The organism is Pseudomonas sp. FDAARGOS_761, assembly GCF_013343155.1.
Classification (GTDB): domain Bacteria; phylum Pseudomonadota; class Gammaproteobacteria; order Pseudomonadales; family Pseudomonadaceae; genus Pseudomonas; species Pseudomonas aeruginosa.
This window is the reverse complement of sequence record NZ_CP054572.1, coordinates 4,354,435-4,370,218: the sequence shown is the minus strand read 5'-3', so window position 1 is coordinate 4,370,218 and position 15,784 is coordinate 4,354,435. Positions and strand designations below refer to the sequence as shown.

The following is a 15,784-nucleotide window of genomic DNA, read 5'->3' as shown; positions in this document are numbered from 1 at the left end:
CATGCCGCCATGGCCGGAAACGCGTGATGACGGGGCCGACGGGCCCCGTCAGAGCCTGGCAACCCAGGAGTGTCCGGATTGATCGTTTTCCGTTATTTGTCCCGTGAAGTGCTGGTCACCATGAGCGCCGTCAGCGCCGTGCTGCTGGTGATCATCATGAGTGGCCGTTTCATCAAGTACCTGGCGCAAGCGGCGCAGGGGTTGCTCGACCCCGGTTCGCTGTTCCTGATCATGGCGTTCCGGATTCCCGGCTTCCTGCAGCTGATTCTGCCGCTTGGCCTGTTCCTCGGCATCCTGCTGGCCTACGGGCGGCTCTATCTGGAAAGCGAGATGACCGTGCTCTCGGCGACCGGCATGAGCCAGAAGCGCCTGCTCGGCTACACCATGGCGCCGGCGCTGCTGGTGGCGATCCTGGTGGCCTGGCTGAGCCTGTTCCTGGCGCCCCAGGGCATCAACCAGTTCGCCCTGCTGTTGAACAAGCAGGATACCCTGACCGAGTTCGACACCCTGGTCCCGGGCCGTTTCCAGGCAATGCGCGACGGTACCCGGGTGACCTATACCGAGGAACTGTCGAAGGATCGCGGCGAACTGGCCGGCATCTTCATTTCGCAGAAGGACCTCAACAGCAGCAACCAGGAACGCGGCATCTCCATCCTGGTGGCGGAGAAGGGCACCCAGAACATCCAGGCGGATGGCAGCCGTTACCTGATCCTGCACAACGGCTACCGCTACGACGGCAATCCCGGGCAGGCCAACTACCGGGCGATCCAGTACGACACCTATGGCGTGATGCTGCCCAAGCCCGAGGCCAGCAGCGAGGTGAGCGAGCGCGACGCGGTGCCCACCGCCGATCTGTTCGGCAGCGACAACCCACGCTACCAGGCCGAATTGCAGTGGCGCCTGTCGACACCGCTGCTGGTATTCGTGGTGACCCTGCTGGCGGTGCCGCTGTCGCGGGTCAACCCTCGGCAGGGGCGCTTCCTCAAGCTGCTGCCGGCGATCCTCCTTTATATGGGCTACCTGGCTCTGCTGATCGCTGTCCGTGGCCAGTTGGACAAAGGCAAGATCCCCATGGCCATCGGCCTGTGGTGGGTCCACGGACTATTCCTGGCGATCGGTCTTCTTCTGTTCTATTGGGAACCCTTGCGCCTGAAGCTGGCGTCCTCCCGTGCCGGTCGCGAGGTGGCGCATGGTTAAGCTCGATCGTTACATCGGTGTCACCGTCTTCGTCGCGATCCTCGCGGTGCTCGGGGTGATCCTTGGCCTAGCGCTGCTGTTCGCCTTCATCGACGAACTCAACGACATCAGCGCCAGCTACGGCATCGGCGACGCCCTGCGCTTCATCTTCCTCACCGCGCCACGGCGCGCCTACGACATGCTGCCGATGGCGGCGCTGATCGGCTGCCTGGTCGGCCTCGGCACCCTGGCCAGCAACAGCGAACTGACCATCATGCGCGCGGCCGGGGTATCCCTGTCGCGGATCGTCTGGGCGGTGATGAAACCGATGCTGGTGCTGATGCTGGCCGGCATCCTGGTTGGCGAGTACGTCGCGCCCTGGACCGAGAACATCGCCCAGAGCGGCCGCGCCCTGGCCCAGGGCGGCGGCGATTCGCAAAGCTCCAAGCGCGGTCTGTGGCATCGCCAGGGGCGCGAGTACATCCACATCAACGCGGTGCAGCCCAATGGCGTGCTGTACGGCGTGACCCGCTACCGCTTCGACGAGCAGCGTGGCCTGGAATCGGCCAGTTTCGCCAAGCGCGCGCGCTTCGAGACCGATCACTGGCAACTGGAAGAGGTCACCACCACCTTGCTGCATCCGAGGGAAAAGCGTTCAGAGGTGGTCAAGCTACCGACCGAACGCTGGGATGCCCAGCTCAGCCCGCAACTGCTGAACACTGTGGTGATGGAGCCCGAGGCGCTGTCTATCAGCGGTCTCTGGCAGTACATCCACTATCTCGCCGACCAGGGCCTGAACAACAACCGCTACTGGCTGGCGTTCTGGACCAAGGTCCTGCAACCGCTGGTGACCGCCGCGCTGGTGCTGATGGCGATTTCCTTCATCTTCGGTCCGTTGCGCTCGGTGACCCTGGGCCAGCGGATCTTCACCGGCGTGCTGGTGGGCTTCGTCTTCCGCATCGCCCAGGACCTGCTCGGTCCCTCCAGCCTGGTGTTCGACTTCCCGCCGCTGCTGGCGGTGGTGATCCCCGCCTCGATCTGCGCACTGGCGGGTGTCTGGCTGCTACGCCGGGCGGGCTGACAGGCCCGGCAGGCCGGGTATGAAAAAAGGCCACCCACGGGTGGCCTTTGTGCTTCCTTGTCGCGTCGGGCTGGAGCCTGGCCGCCGGCGCGACAAAGGCCAAAACAGCGCGTTCTGCGGACCTGTTTCGCTCACTTCTTGTGAGTGTTCTTCGGCAGCCTGACCACCTGGCTCTCCGAATAGCGGTCGTGCCAGGTACGCTTGTCCTTGTCCCAGAGCATCCAGAGGAAGCCGAGGCCGAGGCACAGCCAGGAGGCGATGGCGATCATGAAGCGCAGCAGCGCCTGGAGCAGGCTGATGGCGCTGCCGTCGCGGTTCTGCACGCGCAGTCCCCAGACCTGCATGCCCAGGGTCTGGCCGTTGTGGGTCCAGAATTTGGCGAAGAAGCCGAACAGGGCGAACACCAGCAGGGTCGAGAGCAGCGGGTCGCCGATCAGCGCGCCGCGGTCGGCCAGTTCGCGCAGATGCTCGCTGCCGTAGATCAGTCGAAGGATGCCTTGCTGGTAAACCAGGGTGACCACCATCATCAGCGCCACGCAGAGCAGGAAGTCATAGAACATCGCCGCCAGGCGGCGGACCAGACCGGCAGGGGCATAGTCGCCCTGGGGAGAAAGCATGTGTTTCGGCATCGGCGTGTTCCGTGCGGGGCAAAGCCGGGGATTATACGTCCATCCGCAGCTTGCGCCGCCCACCCGGGCAACGCTTTTCCCCGGCTGTTCTAGTCTTTGCGCAGACCCCAATCATTACGAGTCTTTTCTATGCCGATTCCGGTGAAGCGAGCCAGGAGAAAGGCGCTCCGGCTGTCGTTGTCCGTGCTGGTCGGGGTGATGCCGATCGTCCTGGGGCTGCTCATCCTCTACTGGCAGGCCGAGCGAAGCCTCCAGGAGACGTCCGAGCAGGCAGCCGGGAATGCGGTGCGGCAGTTCGAACGGATGCTCGACAACGCTGCGCTGGCGGCGCGCAAGGTCATGCCGGTGGCGGGGCGCCCCTGTCCCGAGGCCGAACTGGCGCTGCGCGAGCAAGTGGCGATCATGCCGTTCGTACGCTCGGTCAATTTGACGCGCGACAATACGATCTATTGCACGTCGTTGTTCGGCGGCTTCGACGAGCCGGTGCGGATCGAGAACTATGTCGACGGACGCCTCTTGCTGATGCCCGGCAACCAGGTCACGCCGGACGCCGCGCTGCTGGTCCTGCGGGACTCCGACGGCAAGCGCGGGGTATTGGCGGCGATCGACGGGCGCTACTTGAGCTACGTGCTGGACCTCGTCGACCGACGTAGCCGACAGGTGCTGGTGGTCGGTCCCAATTGGCTGGATGCCGAGGGCCGCACCCACCGCGACGCGCCGCCCACCTATGAGGTCGCCGCCGTATCGCTCGCTTCGCAGCGTTATCCGTTGCGTGTGCTGTCGGGCTTCCCCGAGGGTGAGGAGTGGCGATCGATCCGCTCGCAGAACCCGGCGATGTTCGGCCTGCTACTGTTCTTCGGACTGCTGGCCGGCACTCTGTGCTACTGGCTATCCAGGCGGGTCGCCTCGCCCAGCAGCGAACTGCGCCGGGCCCTGGAGGCCAACGAGTTCATTCCCTACTACCAGCCGCTGAGTCCCGGCCAGGGCGGACGCTGGATAGGCGTCGAGGTGCTCATGCGCTGGCGTCATCCGCGCGAGGGACTGATCCGGCCCGACCTGTTCATACCTTTCGCCGAGCGCTCGGGACTGATCGTACCGATGACGCGCGCGCTGATGCGCCAGGTCGCGGAAGACCTGGGCGGGCATGCCGGGAAGCTGGAGCCAGGCTTCCACATCGGTTTCAACATCAGTGCCACCCATTGCCACGAACTGGCCTTGGTGGACGACTGTCGCGAGCTGTTGGCGGCGTTTCCGCCCGGGCACATCACCCTGGTCCTGGAACTGACCGAGCGCGAGCTGATCGAGTCGAGCGAAGTCACCGACCGCCTGTTCGACGAATTGCATGCCCTGGGAGTGAAGATCGCCATCGACGATTTCGGCACTGGACATTCCAGCCTGGCCTACCTGCGCAAGTTCCAGGTGGACTGCCTGAAGATCGACCAGAGCTTCGTCGCCCGCATCGGCATCGATACTCTTTCCGGGCATATTCTCGACAGCATCGTCGAGCTGTCCGCCAAGCTCGACCTGGATATCGTCGCCGAAGGCGTGGAGACTCCCGAGCAGCGTGACTACCTGGCCGCCCGCGGGGTGGATTACCTGCAGGGCTACCTGATCGGCCGGCCGATGCCGCTGGAGAGTCTGCTTTCCAGCCTGACTGTGCAGGAGGGGCAGGGGGCTTCCGTCGTCGCACTTCCGGCGGACCGAGGCTAGCGGCTGAAAGTCCCGCGCCAGGGGCGAGCTGCCAGCTTATTCGTCACGGATGAGCAAAAGACTCGCAGACCGAACAGGTGCAAACCGCCCCTGGCGCGACAAGAAGCCCGCATCCGCGGGGCTTCTTTTTGGCGTCGGCTGTGGTAGATTTTTTTCGCCGAGCTGGGAAGACAGCAGCTCGGGTAAAAGGCAGCGTCTCGACTCCAGCGCTGCCTTTTTTTATTTGCAGGCCGGATCAGCCAGATCGCGGACAACAAAAAACCGGCGCGAAGGCCGGTTTCTCTGCTGTCCTGGGCTCCCCTGGAAACGCTTGGGAAGTCAGGATGGTGCCTCGGGAGAGACTCGAACTCTCACTCTGTCGCCAGAAACGGATTTTGAATCCGCCGCGTCTACCGATTCCGCCACCGAGGCAATGGCGGCGCAGTATAGGGAGGCGCCTACCGTTGGTCAATCGGGTTCGTGGCGGGGAAAACACATTTCCGGTAAGCTACGCGGCCTTTCGAGAGTCTCCCCATGCGTGTCGCCGATTTTCATTTCGACTTGCCCGAGGCCCTGATCGCCCGTCATCCCCTGCCTGAACGCCGCGCAAGCCGCCTGTTGGCGCTGGATGGCCCGACGGGAACCCTCGCCCACAGACAATTCGCCGATCTCCTGGACTACCTGCGTCCGGGCGACCTGATGGTGTTCAACAATACCCGGGTGATCCCGGCGCGCCTGTTCGGCCAGAAGGAGTCCGGTGGCAAGCTGGAAGTCCTGGTCGAGCGCGTGCTCGACCAGCACCGGGTGCTTGCCCACATACGCGCCAGCAAGGCGCCCAAGCCCGGTACGCGGATCCTCGTCGAAGGCGGTGGCAGCGCGGAGATGCTGCAACGCCACGACGCCCTGTTCGAACTCGCTTTCGCCGAGCCTGTGCTGCCTTTGCTGGAGCGGGTCGGGCACATGCCGTTGCCTCCCTATATCGACCGACCGGACGATGCGGCCGACCGCGAGCGCTACCAGACCGTCTACGCCCAGCGCGCCGGTGCGGTGGCGGCCCCGACCGCCGGCCTGCACTTCGATGAGGCGCTGCTCGAGGCGATCCGCGCGAAGGGGGTGGATACCGCCTTCGTTACCCTGCATGTCGGCGCCGGTACCTTCCAGCCGGTGCGTGTCGAGCGTATCGAGGACCATGTGATGCACCGCGAATGGCTGGAGGTCGGCCAGGACGTGGTGGACGCGGTTTCCGCCTGCCGGGCCCGCGGCGGCCGGGTAGTCGCCGTCGGCACCACCAGCGTGCGCTCGCTGGAAAGCGCGGCACGCGACGGTGAGCTGAAGCCGTTCAGCGGCGACACCGACATCTTCATCTTCCCGGGCCGGCCGTTCCATGTGGTCGATGCCCTGGTCACCAACTTCCACCTGCCCGAATCCACCCTGCTGATGCTGGTCTCGGCCTTCGCCGGCTACCCGGAGACCATGGCTGCCTACGCCGCGGCGGTGGCGCAGGGCTATCGCTTCTTCAGTTACGGTGATGCCATGTTCATCACCCGCAATCCCGCGCCCCGCGGACCCGAGGACTGATCCATGAGCTTCATGAACTTCGAGCTGCTGGCGACCGACGGCAAGGCCCGTCGCGGCCGCCTGACCTTCCCCCGCGGCGTGGTCGAGACCCCGGCCTTCATGCCGGTGGGCACCTACGGCACGGTGAAGGGCATGTTGCCGCGCGACATCGAGGACATCGGCGCGCAGATCATCCTCGGCAACACCTTCCATCTCTGGTTGCGCCCGGGCACCGAGGTGATCCAGCGCCACGGCGACCTGCATGACTTCATGCAGTGGAAAGGCCCGATCCTCACCGATTCCGGCGGTTTCCAGGTGTTCAGCCTGGGAGCCATGCGCAAGATCAAGGAGGAGGGCGTGACCTTCGCCTCGCCGGTGGACGGCGCCAAGGTCTTCATGGGGCCGGAGGAGTCCATGGCGGTGCAACGCGCCCTGGGCTCGGACATCGTGATGATCTTCGACGAATGCACGCCGTACCCGGCCGACCATGAGGTCGCCAAGCGCTCCATGGAGCTGTCGCTGCGCTGGGCCAAGCGCTCGAAGATCGCCCATGGCGATAGCCCGTCGGCGCTGTTCGGCATCGTCCAGGGCGGTATGCACGAGGACCTGCGCCTGCGCTCGCTGGATGGCTTGCAGGAGATCGGCTTCGACGGCCTGGCCATCGGTGGTTTGTCGGTGGGCGAGCCGAAGGAAGAGATGATCCGCGTGCTCGATTTCCTGCCGCCGCAGATGCCGGCCGACAAGCCGCGCTACCTGATGGGCGTGGGCAAGCCGGAAGACCTGGTGGAAGGCGTGCGCCGCGGCGTGGACATGTTCGACTGCGTGATGCCGACGCGCAATGCGCGCAACGGCCACCTGTTCGTCGACAGCGGGGTGATCAAGATCCGCAACTCGGTACACAAGCACGACGACTCCACGCTCGACCCGACCTGCGACTGTTACACCTGCAAACATTTTTCCCGCGCCTATCTGCACCACTTGGACAAGTGCGGGGAAATGCTCGGTAGCATGCTCAATACCATCCACAACTTGCGGCATTATCAGCGGGTTATGGCTGGTTTGCGCGAGGCAATCCAACAGGGTACATTGGCCGCCTTTGTCGATGCCTTCTATGCCAAGCGCGGCCTTCCCACGCCGCCGCTGGATGCCTGACTTTCCTTTATCCAACTCTATTGCTTTGTGACAGGAGTGCTACATGAGCTTTCTAATTCCCGCTGCCTACGCCGACGCAGCCGCTCCGGCAGCCGCTGGCCCGGCCGGCACCGGTTTCGAGTGGGTCTTCCTGGTTGGTTTCCTGGTCATCTTCTACCTGATGATCTGGCGTCCCCAGGCCAAGCGCGCCAAGGAACACAAGAACCTGCTGGGCAACCTGCAAAAAGGTGACGAAGTCGTCACTTCCGGCGGTATCGCCGGCAAGGTGACCAAGGTCGCCGACGATTTCGTCGTCGTCGAGGTTTCCGACAACGTCGAGCTGAAGTTCCAGAAGGCCGCGATTGCCGCGACCCTGCCGAAAGGCACCCTGAAAGCGATCTGATTTTCACCTAAACACATGACGGGGCGCGCAAGGCGCCCCGCGTCATAACGGGCGGTGTCATGCTCAACAAGTATCCTCTGTGGAAATATCTGCTGATCCTGGCGGTCCTCGCCGTCGGGTTCATCTATTCCGCACCCAACCTCTACCCGGACGACCCGGCGGTGCAGATCAGCGGCGCCAGCACGGCGCTGCAGGTCACCCAGGCCGACGTCGACCGCGCTGCCAAGGCGCTGACCGACGCCGGTATCGCGGTGAAGGCCAACAGCCTGTCGAAGAAGGGCGGCCTGATCCGCCTGGTCAAGCAGGACGACCAGCTTCCCGCCAAGGAAGTGGTGCGCCGGACCCTGGGCGACGACTACGTGGTGGCGCTGAACCTGGCCCAGACCACTCCCGAGTGGCTGCGCAAGCTGGGCGGCAGCCCGATGAAGCTCGGCCTGGATCTGTCCGGCGGTGTGCACTTCCTGCTGGAAGTGGACATGGACAAGGCGGTCGATGCCCGCCTGAAGGTCTATGAAAGCGAAGTGAAGAGCCTGCTGCGCAAGGAGCGCGTGCGCTACCGCAGCCTGCCGATCCAGGATCGCGCGATCCAGCTCGGCTTCACCGACAGCGAATCCCTGGACAAGGCGCGCAGCCTGATCGCCAAGGACTTCCGCGATTTCGAGGTCGTGCCCGAAGAGCGCAACGGCCTGCAGGTCCTGCGCGTCGCCCTGACCCAGGCCAAACTGGCGGAAATCCGCGAATACTCCATCAAGCAGAACCTCACCACCGTCCGCAACCGGGTCAACGAGCTGGGCGTATCCGAGCCGCTGGTGCAGCGCCAGGGCGCCAATCGTATCGTGGTCGAGCTGCCGGGCGTGCAGGACACCGCGGAAGCCAAGCGAATCCTCGGCAAGACCGCCAACCTCGAATTCCGCCTGGCCGCCGAGCCGGACGCCCTGAAGTCCGCCACCGAGACCTTCGAGTTCCGCGAGCCGCGCCGTCCGCCGGTGCCGCTGGAGCGCGGGGTGATCATCACCGGCGACCAGGTCACCGACGCCAGCGCCAGTTTCGACGAGAACGGCCGCCCGCAGGTGAACATCCGCCTGGATGGCCACGGCGGCGAGCTGATGAACCGCGCCACCCGCAACAACGTCGGCCGCAGCATGGCGGTGGTGTTCATCGAGCAGAAGCCGGTGACCCGCTACACCAAGCAGATGGTCGATGGCGTCGAGAAGGAGGTCGCGGTTCCGGCGTTCAAGGAAGAGAAGCAGATCATCAGTCTGGCGACCATCCAGTCGCCGCTGGGCAACCAGTTCCGCATCACCGGCCTCGATGGCCCGGGCGAGTCCTCCGAACTGGCCCTGCTGCTGCGTGCCGGCGGCCTGGCTGCACCGATGTACTTCGCCGAAGAACGCACCATCGGCCCGAGCCTGGGGGCGGACAACATCGCCAAGGGTGTCGATGCGTCGCTCTGGGGCATGCTCTTCGTATCGCTGTTCATCATCGTCATCTACCGTTTCTTCGGCGTGATCGCCACCGTTGCGCTGGCCTTCAACATGGTCATGCTGGTGGCGCTGATGTCGGTCCTCGGCGCGACCCTGACCCTGCCGGGCATCGCCGGTATCGTGCTGACCATGGGTATGGCGGTGGACGCCAACGTGCTGATCTTCTCGCGGATACGCGAGGAGCTGGCCAACGGCATGTCGGTCCAGCGGGCGATCCACGAAGGCTTCAACCGTGCCTTCACCGCGATTCTCGACGCCAACCTGACCTCGCTGCTGGTCGGCGGCATCCTCTACGCCATGGGCACCGGCCCGGTGAAAGGATTTGCCGTGACCATGTCGCTCGGCATCATCACCTCGATGTTCACGGCCATCATGGTCACCCGCGCAATGGTCAACCTGATCTTCGGCGGGCGTGACTTCAAGAAGCTGTGGATCTAAGGGGACTGAGATGAATATCAAGATCGGTACCATCAACTTCATGGGCATCCGCAACATCGCGTTTGCCGTTACCCTGATCCTGACCGTCATCGCCCTGGGCAGCTGGTTCACCAAGGGCATCAACTTCGGCCTCGACTTCACCGGCGGTACGCTGATCGAGCTGACCTACGAACAACCGGCCGATCTCGGCAAGGTGCGCGGTCAACTGGTCGGCGCCGGCTACGAGGACGCCGTGGTGCAGAGCTTCGGCGACGCCCGCGACGTGCTGGTGCGGATGCCCAGCGAGGACCCGGAACTGGGCAAGAAGGTCGCTACCGCCTTGCAGCAGGCCGATACCGGCAACCCGGCGAACCTGAAGCGGGTCGAGTACGTCGGCCCGCAGGTGGGTGAAGAGCTGCGCGACCAGGGCGGCCTCGGCATGCTCCTGGCGCTGGGCGGCATCCTGCTGTACGTCGGCTTCCGCTTCCAGTGGAAGTTCGCCCTCGGTGCGATCCTCTCGCTGGTGCACGATGCGATCATCGTGATGGGCGTGCTGTCGTTCTTCCAGGTGACCTTCGACCTGACCGTCCTCGCCGCTGTGCTGGCGGTGGTCGGTTACTCGCTGAACGACACCATCGTGATCTTCGACCGGGTGCGCGAGAACTTCCGCGTGCTGCGCAAGGCCAGTCTGATCGAGAACCTGAACATCTCCACCAGCCAGACCCTGTTGCGCACCATCGCCACCTCGGTCTCCACGCTGCTGGCCATCGCCGCGCTGCTGTTCTTCGGCGGCGACAACCTGTTCGGTTTCTCCATCGCCCTGTTCGTCGGTGTAATGGCGGGTACCTACTCGTCGATCTACATCGCCAACGTGGTCTTGATCTGGCTGAACCTGACCAGCGAGGACCTGATCCCGCCGCAGGCCAAGGACACCGTCGACGATCGCCCCTGAGGCGCTCTGGTTCGGCACTCCGGCGCCTGCCGGTCACTCGAGGACTCCCGCTTTTGGCGGGAGTTTTCGTATCTGCGCCAACGAAACGTTTGTCGGGAGCCTGGAACTTGGTGGTTTTTGCCCAGTCCTAGGCAAGGCAAAGGGCGAACATAGCCCGCATTGGATGAAAGCCAGGAGGTACATGTGAACAAGTCGATGCTCGTCGGGGCCGTTCTGGGTGCCGTAGGCGTGACCGCAGGTGGCGCGGTAGCCACCTATAGCCTGGTGGATCGCGGTCCCGACTACGCCGAGGTCGTCGCTGTCCAGCCGGTCAAGGAAACCATCAAGACGCCGCGCCAGGTCTGCAAGGACGTGGCCGTGACCCGCCAGCGTCCGGTCAAGGACCAGCACCAGATCGCCGGTACCGCCATCGGTGCGGTGGTCGGCGGCTTGCTGGGCAACCAGATCGGCGGCGGTACCGGCAAGAAGATCGCCACCGTGGCCGGCGCCGTCGGCGGCGGCTACGCCGGCAACAAGGTGCAGGAAGGCATGCAGGAGCGTGACACCTACACCACAACCGAAACCCGCTGCAGCACCGTGCATGACAGCAGCGAGAAGGTCGTCGGCTATGACGTGAAGTACATGCTCGACGGCAAGGCCGGGCAGATCCGCATGGAGCGCGATCCGGGCAGCCAGATCCCGGTCGACAAGAATGGCCGGCTGATCCTCAGCCAGGGCGAAACGCTGCGCTGAGCCTGACTGTCGCAATGATGCACAAGGGCGCCCGCGGGCGCCCTTGTGCATTTTCATGGAGATGAAAAACCCGGCGCCAGGCCGGGTTCTTCGTCAGCGGCGGATCAGCGCTTCAGCGACGGCGGCAGGTGCGGCTGGATGGTGGTCAGCAGTGCCTTGAAGCATTTGGTGTTGCCGGCGACGATGTGGCCCTTCTCGAGGAATTCGTGGCTGCCGGTGAAGTCGCTCACCAGGCCGCCGGCTTCCTGTACCAGCAGGGCGCCGGCCGCCATGTCCCATTCGGACAGGCCGAATTCCCAGAAGGCGTCGTAGCGACCGGCGGCGACGTAGGCCAGGTCCAGGCTGGCGGCGCCGGCGCGGCGGATGCCGGCGGTCTGGCCGACCAGGCTGCGGAACATGTTCAGGTAGTTGTCGAGATTGTCGATCTGGTTGTCGCGGAACGGGAAGCCGGTGCCGAGCAGGGCGCCTTCCAGGCTCTTGCGGCCGCTGACGCGCAGGCGACGACCGTTGAGGGCGGCGCCGCGGCCGCGGCTGGCGGTGAATTCTTCCTGGCGCACCGGGTCGAGGACCACGGCGTGTTCCAGGCGGCCCTTGTACTTGCAGGCGATGCTCACGGCGAAGTGCGGTACGCCATGGATGAAGTTGGTGGTGCCGTCCAGCGGATCGATCACCCAGAGGTAATCGGCGCCCTCGCCGCTGCCTTCGATGAAGCCGCCTTCCTCGCCCATGATCGCGTGAGTCGGATAGGCCTTGCGCAGCGCGGCGACGATGGTCTGCTCGGCGGCGCGATCGACTTCGGTCACGTAGTCCTTGGCATCCTTCTCGTTGACCGAGATGACATCCAGGCGTTCGATGGAGCGGAAAATCAGTTCACCGGCGCTGCGAGCGGCGCGCAGGGCGATATTCAGCATAGGCTGCATGGAGAGGTCACCTGGGTCGTTAAAGAAAGCCGGCCATTCTAGCAGAAACCGATGGCGTTTGAAGGGCGACCTGTCGGCCGCATGGTATAAAGCTGACCTCTGCTGTAGGATTTCACACCCTTCAGTAACTTGGCGTTGGAGAGCATCGGCGTTGCTCGACCGTATTCGTGTGGTGTTGGTCAACACCAGTCATCCCGGCAACATCGGCGGGGCGGCTCGTGCCATGAAGAACATGGGCCTGTCGCAACTGGTGCTGGTGCAGCCGGAAAGCTTTCCCCACGGCGACGCGGTGGCGCGGGCTTCCGGCGCCACCGACATCCTCGACGCCGCAAGGGTGGTGGACACCCTGGAAGAGGCCCTGAGCGGCTGCAGCGTGGTGCTCGGCACCAGCGCCCGCGACCGGCGGATTCCCTGGCCGCTGCTGGATCCGCGCGAGTGCGCGACGACCTGCCTGGAGCACCTGGAGGCGAATGGCGAGGTGGCCCTGGTATTCGGGCGCGAATATGCGGGTTTGACCAACGAAGAATTGCAGCGCTGCCAGTTCCATGTGCATATCCCCTCCGATCCCGAGTTCGGTTCGCTGAACCTGGCGGCCGCGGTCCAGGTGCTCACCTACGAGGTGCGCATGGCGTGGCTGGCGGCCCAGGGCAAGCCGACCAAGATGGAAAAGTTCGAGTCCACCTCGATGCTCAACACCGAGCTGGTGACGGCCGACGAGCTGGAGCTCTATTACGCGCATCTGGAGAGGACGCTGATCGATATCGGCTTCCTCGATCCGGAGAAGCCGCGCCACCTGATGTCGCGGTTGCGGCGCCTGTATGGGCGCAGCGCGATCAGCAAGCTGGAAATGAATATCCTGCGCGGGATCCTGACCGAAACCCAGAAGGTGGCCCGAGGCCTGTCCTACAAGCGGAGTGACGACTGATGTTCGAACGTGTGCGTGAAGATATCCAAAGCGTATTCCACCGTGATCCGGCGGCTCGCAACGCACTCGAGGTCCTCACCTGTTATCCGGGCCTGCACGCCGTCTGGCTGCATCGGCTGGCCCACGGCTTGTGGACGTCCGGCTGGAAGTGGCTGGCGCGCCTGGTGTCCAATTTCGGCCGCTGGATGACCGGCATCGAGATCCACCCGGGGGCCAGGATCGGCCGGCGCTTCTTCATCGACCACGGCATGGGCATCGTCATCGGCGAAACCGCCGAGATCGGCGACGACGTCACCCTCTACCAGGGCGTCACCCTGGGCGGTACCACCTGGAACAAGGGCAAGCGCCACCCCACCCTCGGCAACAACGTGGTGGTCGGTGCCGGTGCCAAGGTGCTCGGCCCGTTCACCGTCGGCGAGGGCGCCAAGGTCGGCTCCAATGCCGTGGTGACCAAGGAAGTCCCGCCGGGTGCCACCGTGGTCGGCATTCCCGGGCGGATCATCATGCGCGAGGATACCGAGCAGCAGGCCAAGCGCCAGGCGATGGCGGAGAAACTCGGCTTCGATGCCTACGGAGTCGGCCAGGACATGCCGGACCCGGTGGCGCGTGCCATTGGTCAGTTGCTCGATCACCTGCAGGCCGTCGACGGCCGGCTCGAGGGCATGTGCCAGGCGCTCACCGCCCTGGGGAGCGACTACTGCGCGAAGGATCTGCCGGTATTGCGCGAGGAGGATTTCGCCGGGGTCAAGGACGAGGATGGCAATCCGGCCGCGTAATGCGCGGCCGGCGGCTTTCTGCTAGCATGTAGCGCCCTGAATTTGCCTAATCCTGAGTAATTTGATCGGTCTTATAGTTGACCTAATTACTCGGATAAGGGCATAATCCGCGTCAACCCCGAATGATCCCGATGGGAAAAGCCCATGCGTCTGACCACCAAAGGCCGCTACGCCGTAACCGCCATGCTCGACCTGGCGCTGCATGCTCAGCAAGGTCCGGTCTCGCTGGCCGATATCTCCGAACGCCAAGGCATTTCCCTGTCCTATCTCGAACAGCTGTTCGCCAAGTTGCGCCGTGGCAACCTGGTGACCAGCGTGCGCGGCCCGGGCGGCGGCTACCAGCTGTCCCGCCATATGTCGGGCATCCATGTGGCGCAGGTGATCGACGCGGTCAACGAATCCGTCGACGCGACCCGCTGCCAGGGGCAGGGCGATTGCCACTCCGGCGATACCTGTCTGACCCACCACCTGTGGTGCGACCTCAGTTTGCAGATCCATGAGTTCCTCAGCGGCATCAGCCTGGCCGATCTGGTCAGCCGCCAGGAGGTCCAGGAGGTCGCGCTGCGCCAGGACGAACGCCGTTGCTCAGGCAAGACGCCTCGTCTCGACAAGATTGAAGCGTCCGCCATCGACTGAGCAGGGCGCCAGCCTGTAGGAGTTACCTGATGAAATTGCCGATCTACCTCGATTACTCCGCGACCACTCCCGTCGATCCCCGCGTCGCCCAGAAAATGAGCGAATGCCTGCTGATGGACGGCAACTTCGGCAACCCGGCTTCGCGTTCCCACGTGTTCGGCTGGAAAGCCGAGGAGGCCGTGGAGAACGCCCGTCGCCAGGTGGCCGAACTGGTCAACGCCGATCCCCGCGAGATCGTCTGGACCTCCGGCGCCACCGAGTCCGACAACCTGGCGATCAAGGGCGTCGCGCACTTCTACTCGGGCAAGGGCAAGCACATCATCACCTCGAAGATCGAGCACAAGGCGGTCCTCGACACCTGCCGCCAGCTGGAGCGCGAAGGTTTCGAAGTGACCTACCTGGAGCCGGGCGAAGATGGCCTGATCACTCCGGCACTGGTCGAGGCGGCGCTGCGTGACGACACCATCCTGGTCTCGGTCATGCACGTGAACAACGAGATCGGCACCGTCAACGACATCGCCGCCATCGGCGAGCTGACCCGCTCCCGCGGCGTGCTGTTCCACGTCGACGCCGCACAGTCGACCGGCAAGGTCGAGATCGACCTGGACAAGCTCAAGGTCGACCTGATGTCCTTCTCCGCGCACAAGACCTACGGCCCGAAAGGCATTGGCGCGCTTTATGTCCGGCGCAAGCCGCGCGTCCGCATCGAGGGCCAGATGCACGGCGGCGGCCACGAGCGCGGCATGCGCTCCGGCACCCTGGCCACCCACCAGATCGTCGGCATGGGCGAGGCGTTCCGCATCGCCAAGGAAGAAATGGCCCAGGAGAACGCCCGCGTGCTGGCGCTCCGCGACCGCTTCTTCGCGCAGATCGATGGCCTGGAAGAGCTCTACATCAACGGCAGCATGACCTCCCGCGTCCCGCACAACCTCAACGTCAGCTTCAACTACGTCGAGGGCGAGTCGCTGATCATGGCGCTCAAGGACCTCGCGGTCTCCTCCGGTTCGGCCTGTACCTCGGCGTCCCTGGAACCGTCCTACGTATTGCGCGCCCTGGGCCGCAACGACGAACTGGCGCATAGCTCCATCCGCTTCACCTTCGGTCGCTTCACCACCGAGGAAGAGATCGACTATGCCGCGAAGAAGGTGGTCGAGGCCGTTTCCAAGCTGCGCGAACTGTCGCCGCTGTGGGATATGTACAAAGAGGGCGTCGACCTGTCCCAGGTCGAATGGCAGGCGCACTGAGCGCCTCGTGCCCCGGAAAAACGTGAGGATTA

General features: G+C 64.4%; 15 protein-coding genes and 1 tRNA gene. 13 read left to right on the top strand and 3 right to left on the bottom strand.

Going from position 1 to position 15,784, the window contains the following annotated elements:
- Window positions 1-78: 78 nt before the first annotated feature.
- Together lptF and lptG are read left to right on the top strand one after the other, a co-directional pair.
- On the top strand, window positions 79-1,197 hold the full coding sequence (lptF, locus tag FOC67_RS20320) for an LPS export ABC transporter permease LptF (protein ID WP_003092864.1): 1,119 nt from the start codon (window positions 79-81) through the stop codon (window positions 1,195-1,197).
- Complete coding sequence (gene lptG / locus FOC67_RS20315; RefSeq protein ID WP_003092863.1) at window positions 1,190-2,257, top strand: LPS export ABC transporter permease LptG; 1,068 nt, start codon at window positions 1,190-1,192, stop codon at window positions 2,255-2,257. The genes lptF and lptG overlap by 8 nt, the downstream gene beginning before the upstream one ends.
- Before the next feature lie 131 nt (window positions 2,258-2,388).
- Here lptG and FOC67_RS20310 read toward each other — a convergent pair whose 3' ends face one another.
- Window positions 2,389-2,886, bottom strand: a complete 498-nt coding sequence (locus tag FOC67_RS20310) for an RDD family protein (RefSeq protein WP_003092862.1) — start codon at window positions 2,884-2,886, stop codon at window positions 2,389-2,391.
- Between the two features lie 129 nt (window positions 2,887-3,015).
- On the opposite strand from FOC67_RS20310, the gene FOC67_RS20305 reads away from it, so the two are divergent.
- On the top strand, window positions 3,016-4,596 hold the full coding sequence (locus tag FOC67_RS20305; protein WP_003092861.1) for an EAL domain-containing protein: 1,581 nt from the start codon (window positions 3,016-3,018) through the stop codon (window positions 4,594-4,596).
- A 324-nt stretch (window positions 4,597-4,920) separates the two neighbouring features.
- On the opposite strand, the gene FOC67_RS20300 is transcribed toward FOC67_RS20305, so the two are convergent.
- Window positions 4,921-5,007: transfer RNA gene (locus FOC67_RS20300), tRNA-Leu, on the bottom strand.
- Window positions 5,008-5,109: 102 nt separating this feature from the next.
- On the opposite strand from FOC67_RS20300, the gene queA reads away from it, so the two are divergent.
- The 6 genes from queA to FOC67_RS20270 all read left to right on the top strand — a co-directional run bounded on the left by queA (window position 5,110) and on the right by FOC67_RS20270 (window position 11,251).
- On the top strand, window positions 5,110-6,153 hold the full coding sequence (gene queA, locus FOC67_RS20295; protein ID WP_003100606.1) for a tRNA preQ1(34) S-adenosylmethionine ribosyltransferase-isomerase QueA: 1,044 nt from the start codon (window positions 5,110-5,112) through the stop codon (window positions 6,151-6,153).
- Between the two features lie 12 nt (window positions 6,154-6,165).
- Window positions 6,166-7,284: a tRNA guanosine(34) transglycosylase Tgt gene (gene tgt / locus FOC67_RS20290; RefSeq protein ID WP_079391352.1), complete on the top strand. Its 1,119-nt coding sequence runs from the start codon at window positions 6,166-6,168 to the stop codon at window positions 7,282-7,284.
- A 43-nt stretch (window positions 7,285-7,327) separates the two neighbouring features.
- Window positions 7,328-7,666, top strand: coding sequence for a preprotein translocase subunit YajC (gene yajC, locus FOC67_RS20285; protein WP_003092856.1), 339 nt, complete (start codon window positions 7,328-7,330; stop codon window positions 7,664-7,666).
- A gap of 59 nt (window positions 7,667-7,725) precedes the next feature.
- Window positions 7,726-9,588 carry a protein translocase subunit SecD gene (gene secD, locus FOC67_RS20280; RefSeq protein ID WP_009313449.1) on the top strand — a complete coding sequence of 621 codons (1,863 nt, stop codon included), beginning with the start codon at window positions 7,726-7,728 and terminating at the stop codon, window positions 9,586-9,588.
- 10 nt (window positions 9,589-9,598) lie between these two features.
- Window positions 9,599-10,519, top strand: a complete 921-nt coding sequence (gene secF, locus FOC67_RS20275; protein WP_003092852.1) for a protein translocase subunit SecF — start codon at window positions 9,599-9,601, stop codon at window positions 10,517-10,519.
- Window positions 10,520-10,702: 183 nt separating this feature from the next.
- A complete protein-coding gene (locus FOC67_RS20270) occupies window positions 10,703-11,251 on the top strand; it encodes a glycine zipper 2TM domain-containing protein (protein WP_003092848.1) in 549 nt (182 codons plus the stop codon).
- A 104-nt stretch (window positions 11,252-11,355) separates the two neighbouring features.
- On the opposite strand, the gene suhB is transcribed toward FOC67_RS20270, so the two are convergent.
- Window positions 11,356-12,171: an inositol-phosphate phosphatase gene (suhB, locus tag FOC67_RS20265; RefSeq protein WP_003092845.1), complete on the bottom strand. Its 816-nt coding sequence runs from the start codon at window positions 12,169-12,171 to the stop codon at window positions 11,356-11,358.
- 151 nt (window positions 12,172-12,322) lie between these two features.
- Between suhB and trmJ the strand changes: the two genes are divergently transcribed.
- The 4 genes from trmJ (at window position 12,323) to FOC67_RS20245 (ending at window position 15,752) form a co-directional block, all read left to right on the top strand.
- On the top strand, window positions 12,323-13,096 hold the full coding sequence (trmJ, locus tag FOC67_RS20260) for a tRNA (cytosine(32)/uridine(32)-2'-O)-methyltransferase TrmJ (RefSeq protein ID WP_003092842.1): 774 nt from the start codon (window positions 12,323-12,325) through the stop codon (window positions 13,094-13,096).
- On the top strand, window positions 13,096-13,872 hold the full coding sequence (cysE, locus tag FOC67_RS20255; RefSeq protein WP_009313450.1) for a serine O-acetyltransferase: 777 nt from the start codon (window positions 13,096-13,098) through the stop codon (window positions 13,870-13,872). The genes trmJ and cysE overlap by 1 nt, the downstream gene beginning before the upstream one ends.
- A gap of 144 nt (window positions 13,873-14,016) precedes the next feature.
- The gene (iscR, locus tag FOC67_RS20250) at window positions 14,017-14,508 is read left to right on the top strand and encodes a Fe-S cluster assembly transcriptional regulator IscR (RefSeq protein ID WP_003092836.1); all 492 of its coding nucleotides are present in this window, start codon (window positions 14,017-14,019) and stop codon (window positions 14,506-14,508) included.
- Between the two features lie 29 nt (window positions 14,509-14,537).
- Window positions 14,538-15,752: an IscS subfamily cysteine desulfurase gene (locus FOC67_RS20245; protein WP_003092832.1), complete on the top strand. Its 1,215-nt coding sequence runs from the start codon at window positions 14,538-14,540 to the stop codon at window positions 15,750-15,752.
- Window positions 15,753-15,784: the final 32 nt, after the last annotated feature.

Excerpts from the sequence above, each read along its gene's own strand:
- queA (WP_003100606.1), top strand. The coding sequence starts at position 5,110 with ATGCGTGTCGCCGATTTTCATTTCGACTTGCCCGAGGCCCTGATCGCC.
- FOC67_RS20245 (WP_003092832.1), top strand. The coding sequence starts at position 14,538 with ATGAAATTGCCGATCTACCTCGATTACTCCGCGACCACTCCCGTCGAT.
- secD (WP_009313449.1), top strand. The coding sequence starts at position 7,726 with ATGCTCAACAAGTATCCTCTGTGGAAATATCTGCTGATCCTGGCGGTC.
- iscR (WP_003092836.1), top strand. The coding sequence starts at position 14,017 with ATGCGTCTGACCACCAAAGGCCGCTACGCCGTAACCGCCATGCTCGAC.
- yajC (WP_003092856.1), top strand. The coding sequence starts at position 7,328 with ATGAGCTTTCTAATTCCCGCTGCCTACGCCGACGCAGCCGCTCCGGCA.
- lptG (WP_003092863.1), top strand. The coding sequence starts at position 1,190 with ATGGTTAAGCTCGATCGTTACATCGGTGTCACCGTCTTCGTCGCGATC.
- suhB (WP_003092845.1), bottom strand. The coding sequence starts at position 12,171 with ATGCAGCCTATGCTGAATATCGCCCTGCGCGCCGCTCGCAGCGCCGGT.
- secF (WP_003092852.1), top strand. The coding sequence starts at position 9,599 with ATGAATATCAAGATCGGTACCATCAACTTCATGGGCATCCGCAACATC.
- cysE (WP_009313450.1), top strand. The coding sequence starts at position 13,096 with ATGTTCGAACGTGTGCGTGAAGATATCCAAAGCGTATTCCACCGTGAT.
- tgt (WP_079391352.1), top strand. The coding sequence starts at position 6,166 with ATGAACTTCGAGCTGCTGGCGACCGACGGCAAGGCCCGTCGCGGCCGC.
- FOC67_RS20305 (WP_003092861.1), top strand. The coding sequence starts at position 3,016 with ATGCCGATTCCGGTGAAGCGAGCCAGGAGAAAGGCGCTCCGGCTGTCG.
- FOC67_RS20310 (WP_003092862.1), bottom strand. The coding sequence starts at position 2,886 with ATGCCGAAACACATGCTTTCTCCCCAGGGCGACTATGCCCCTGCCGGT.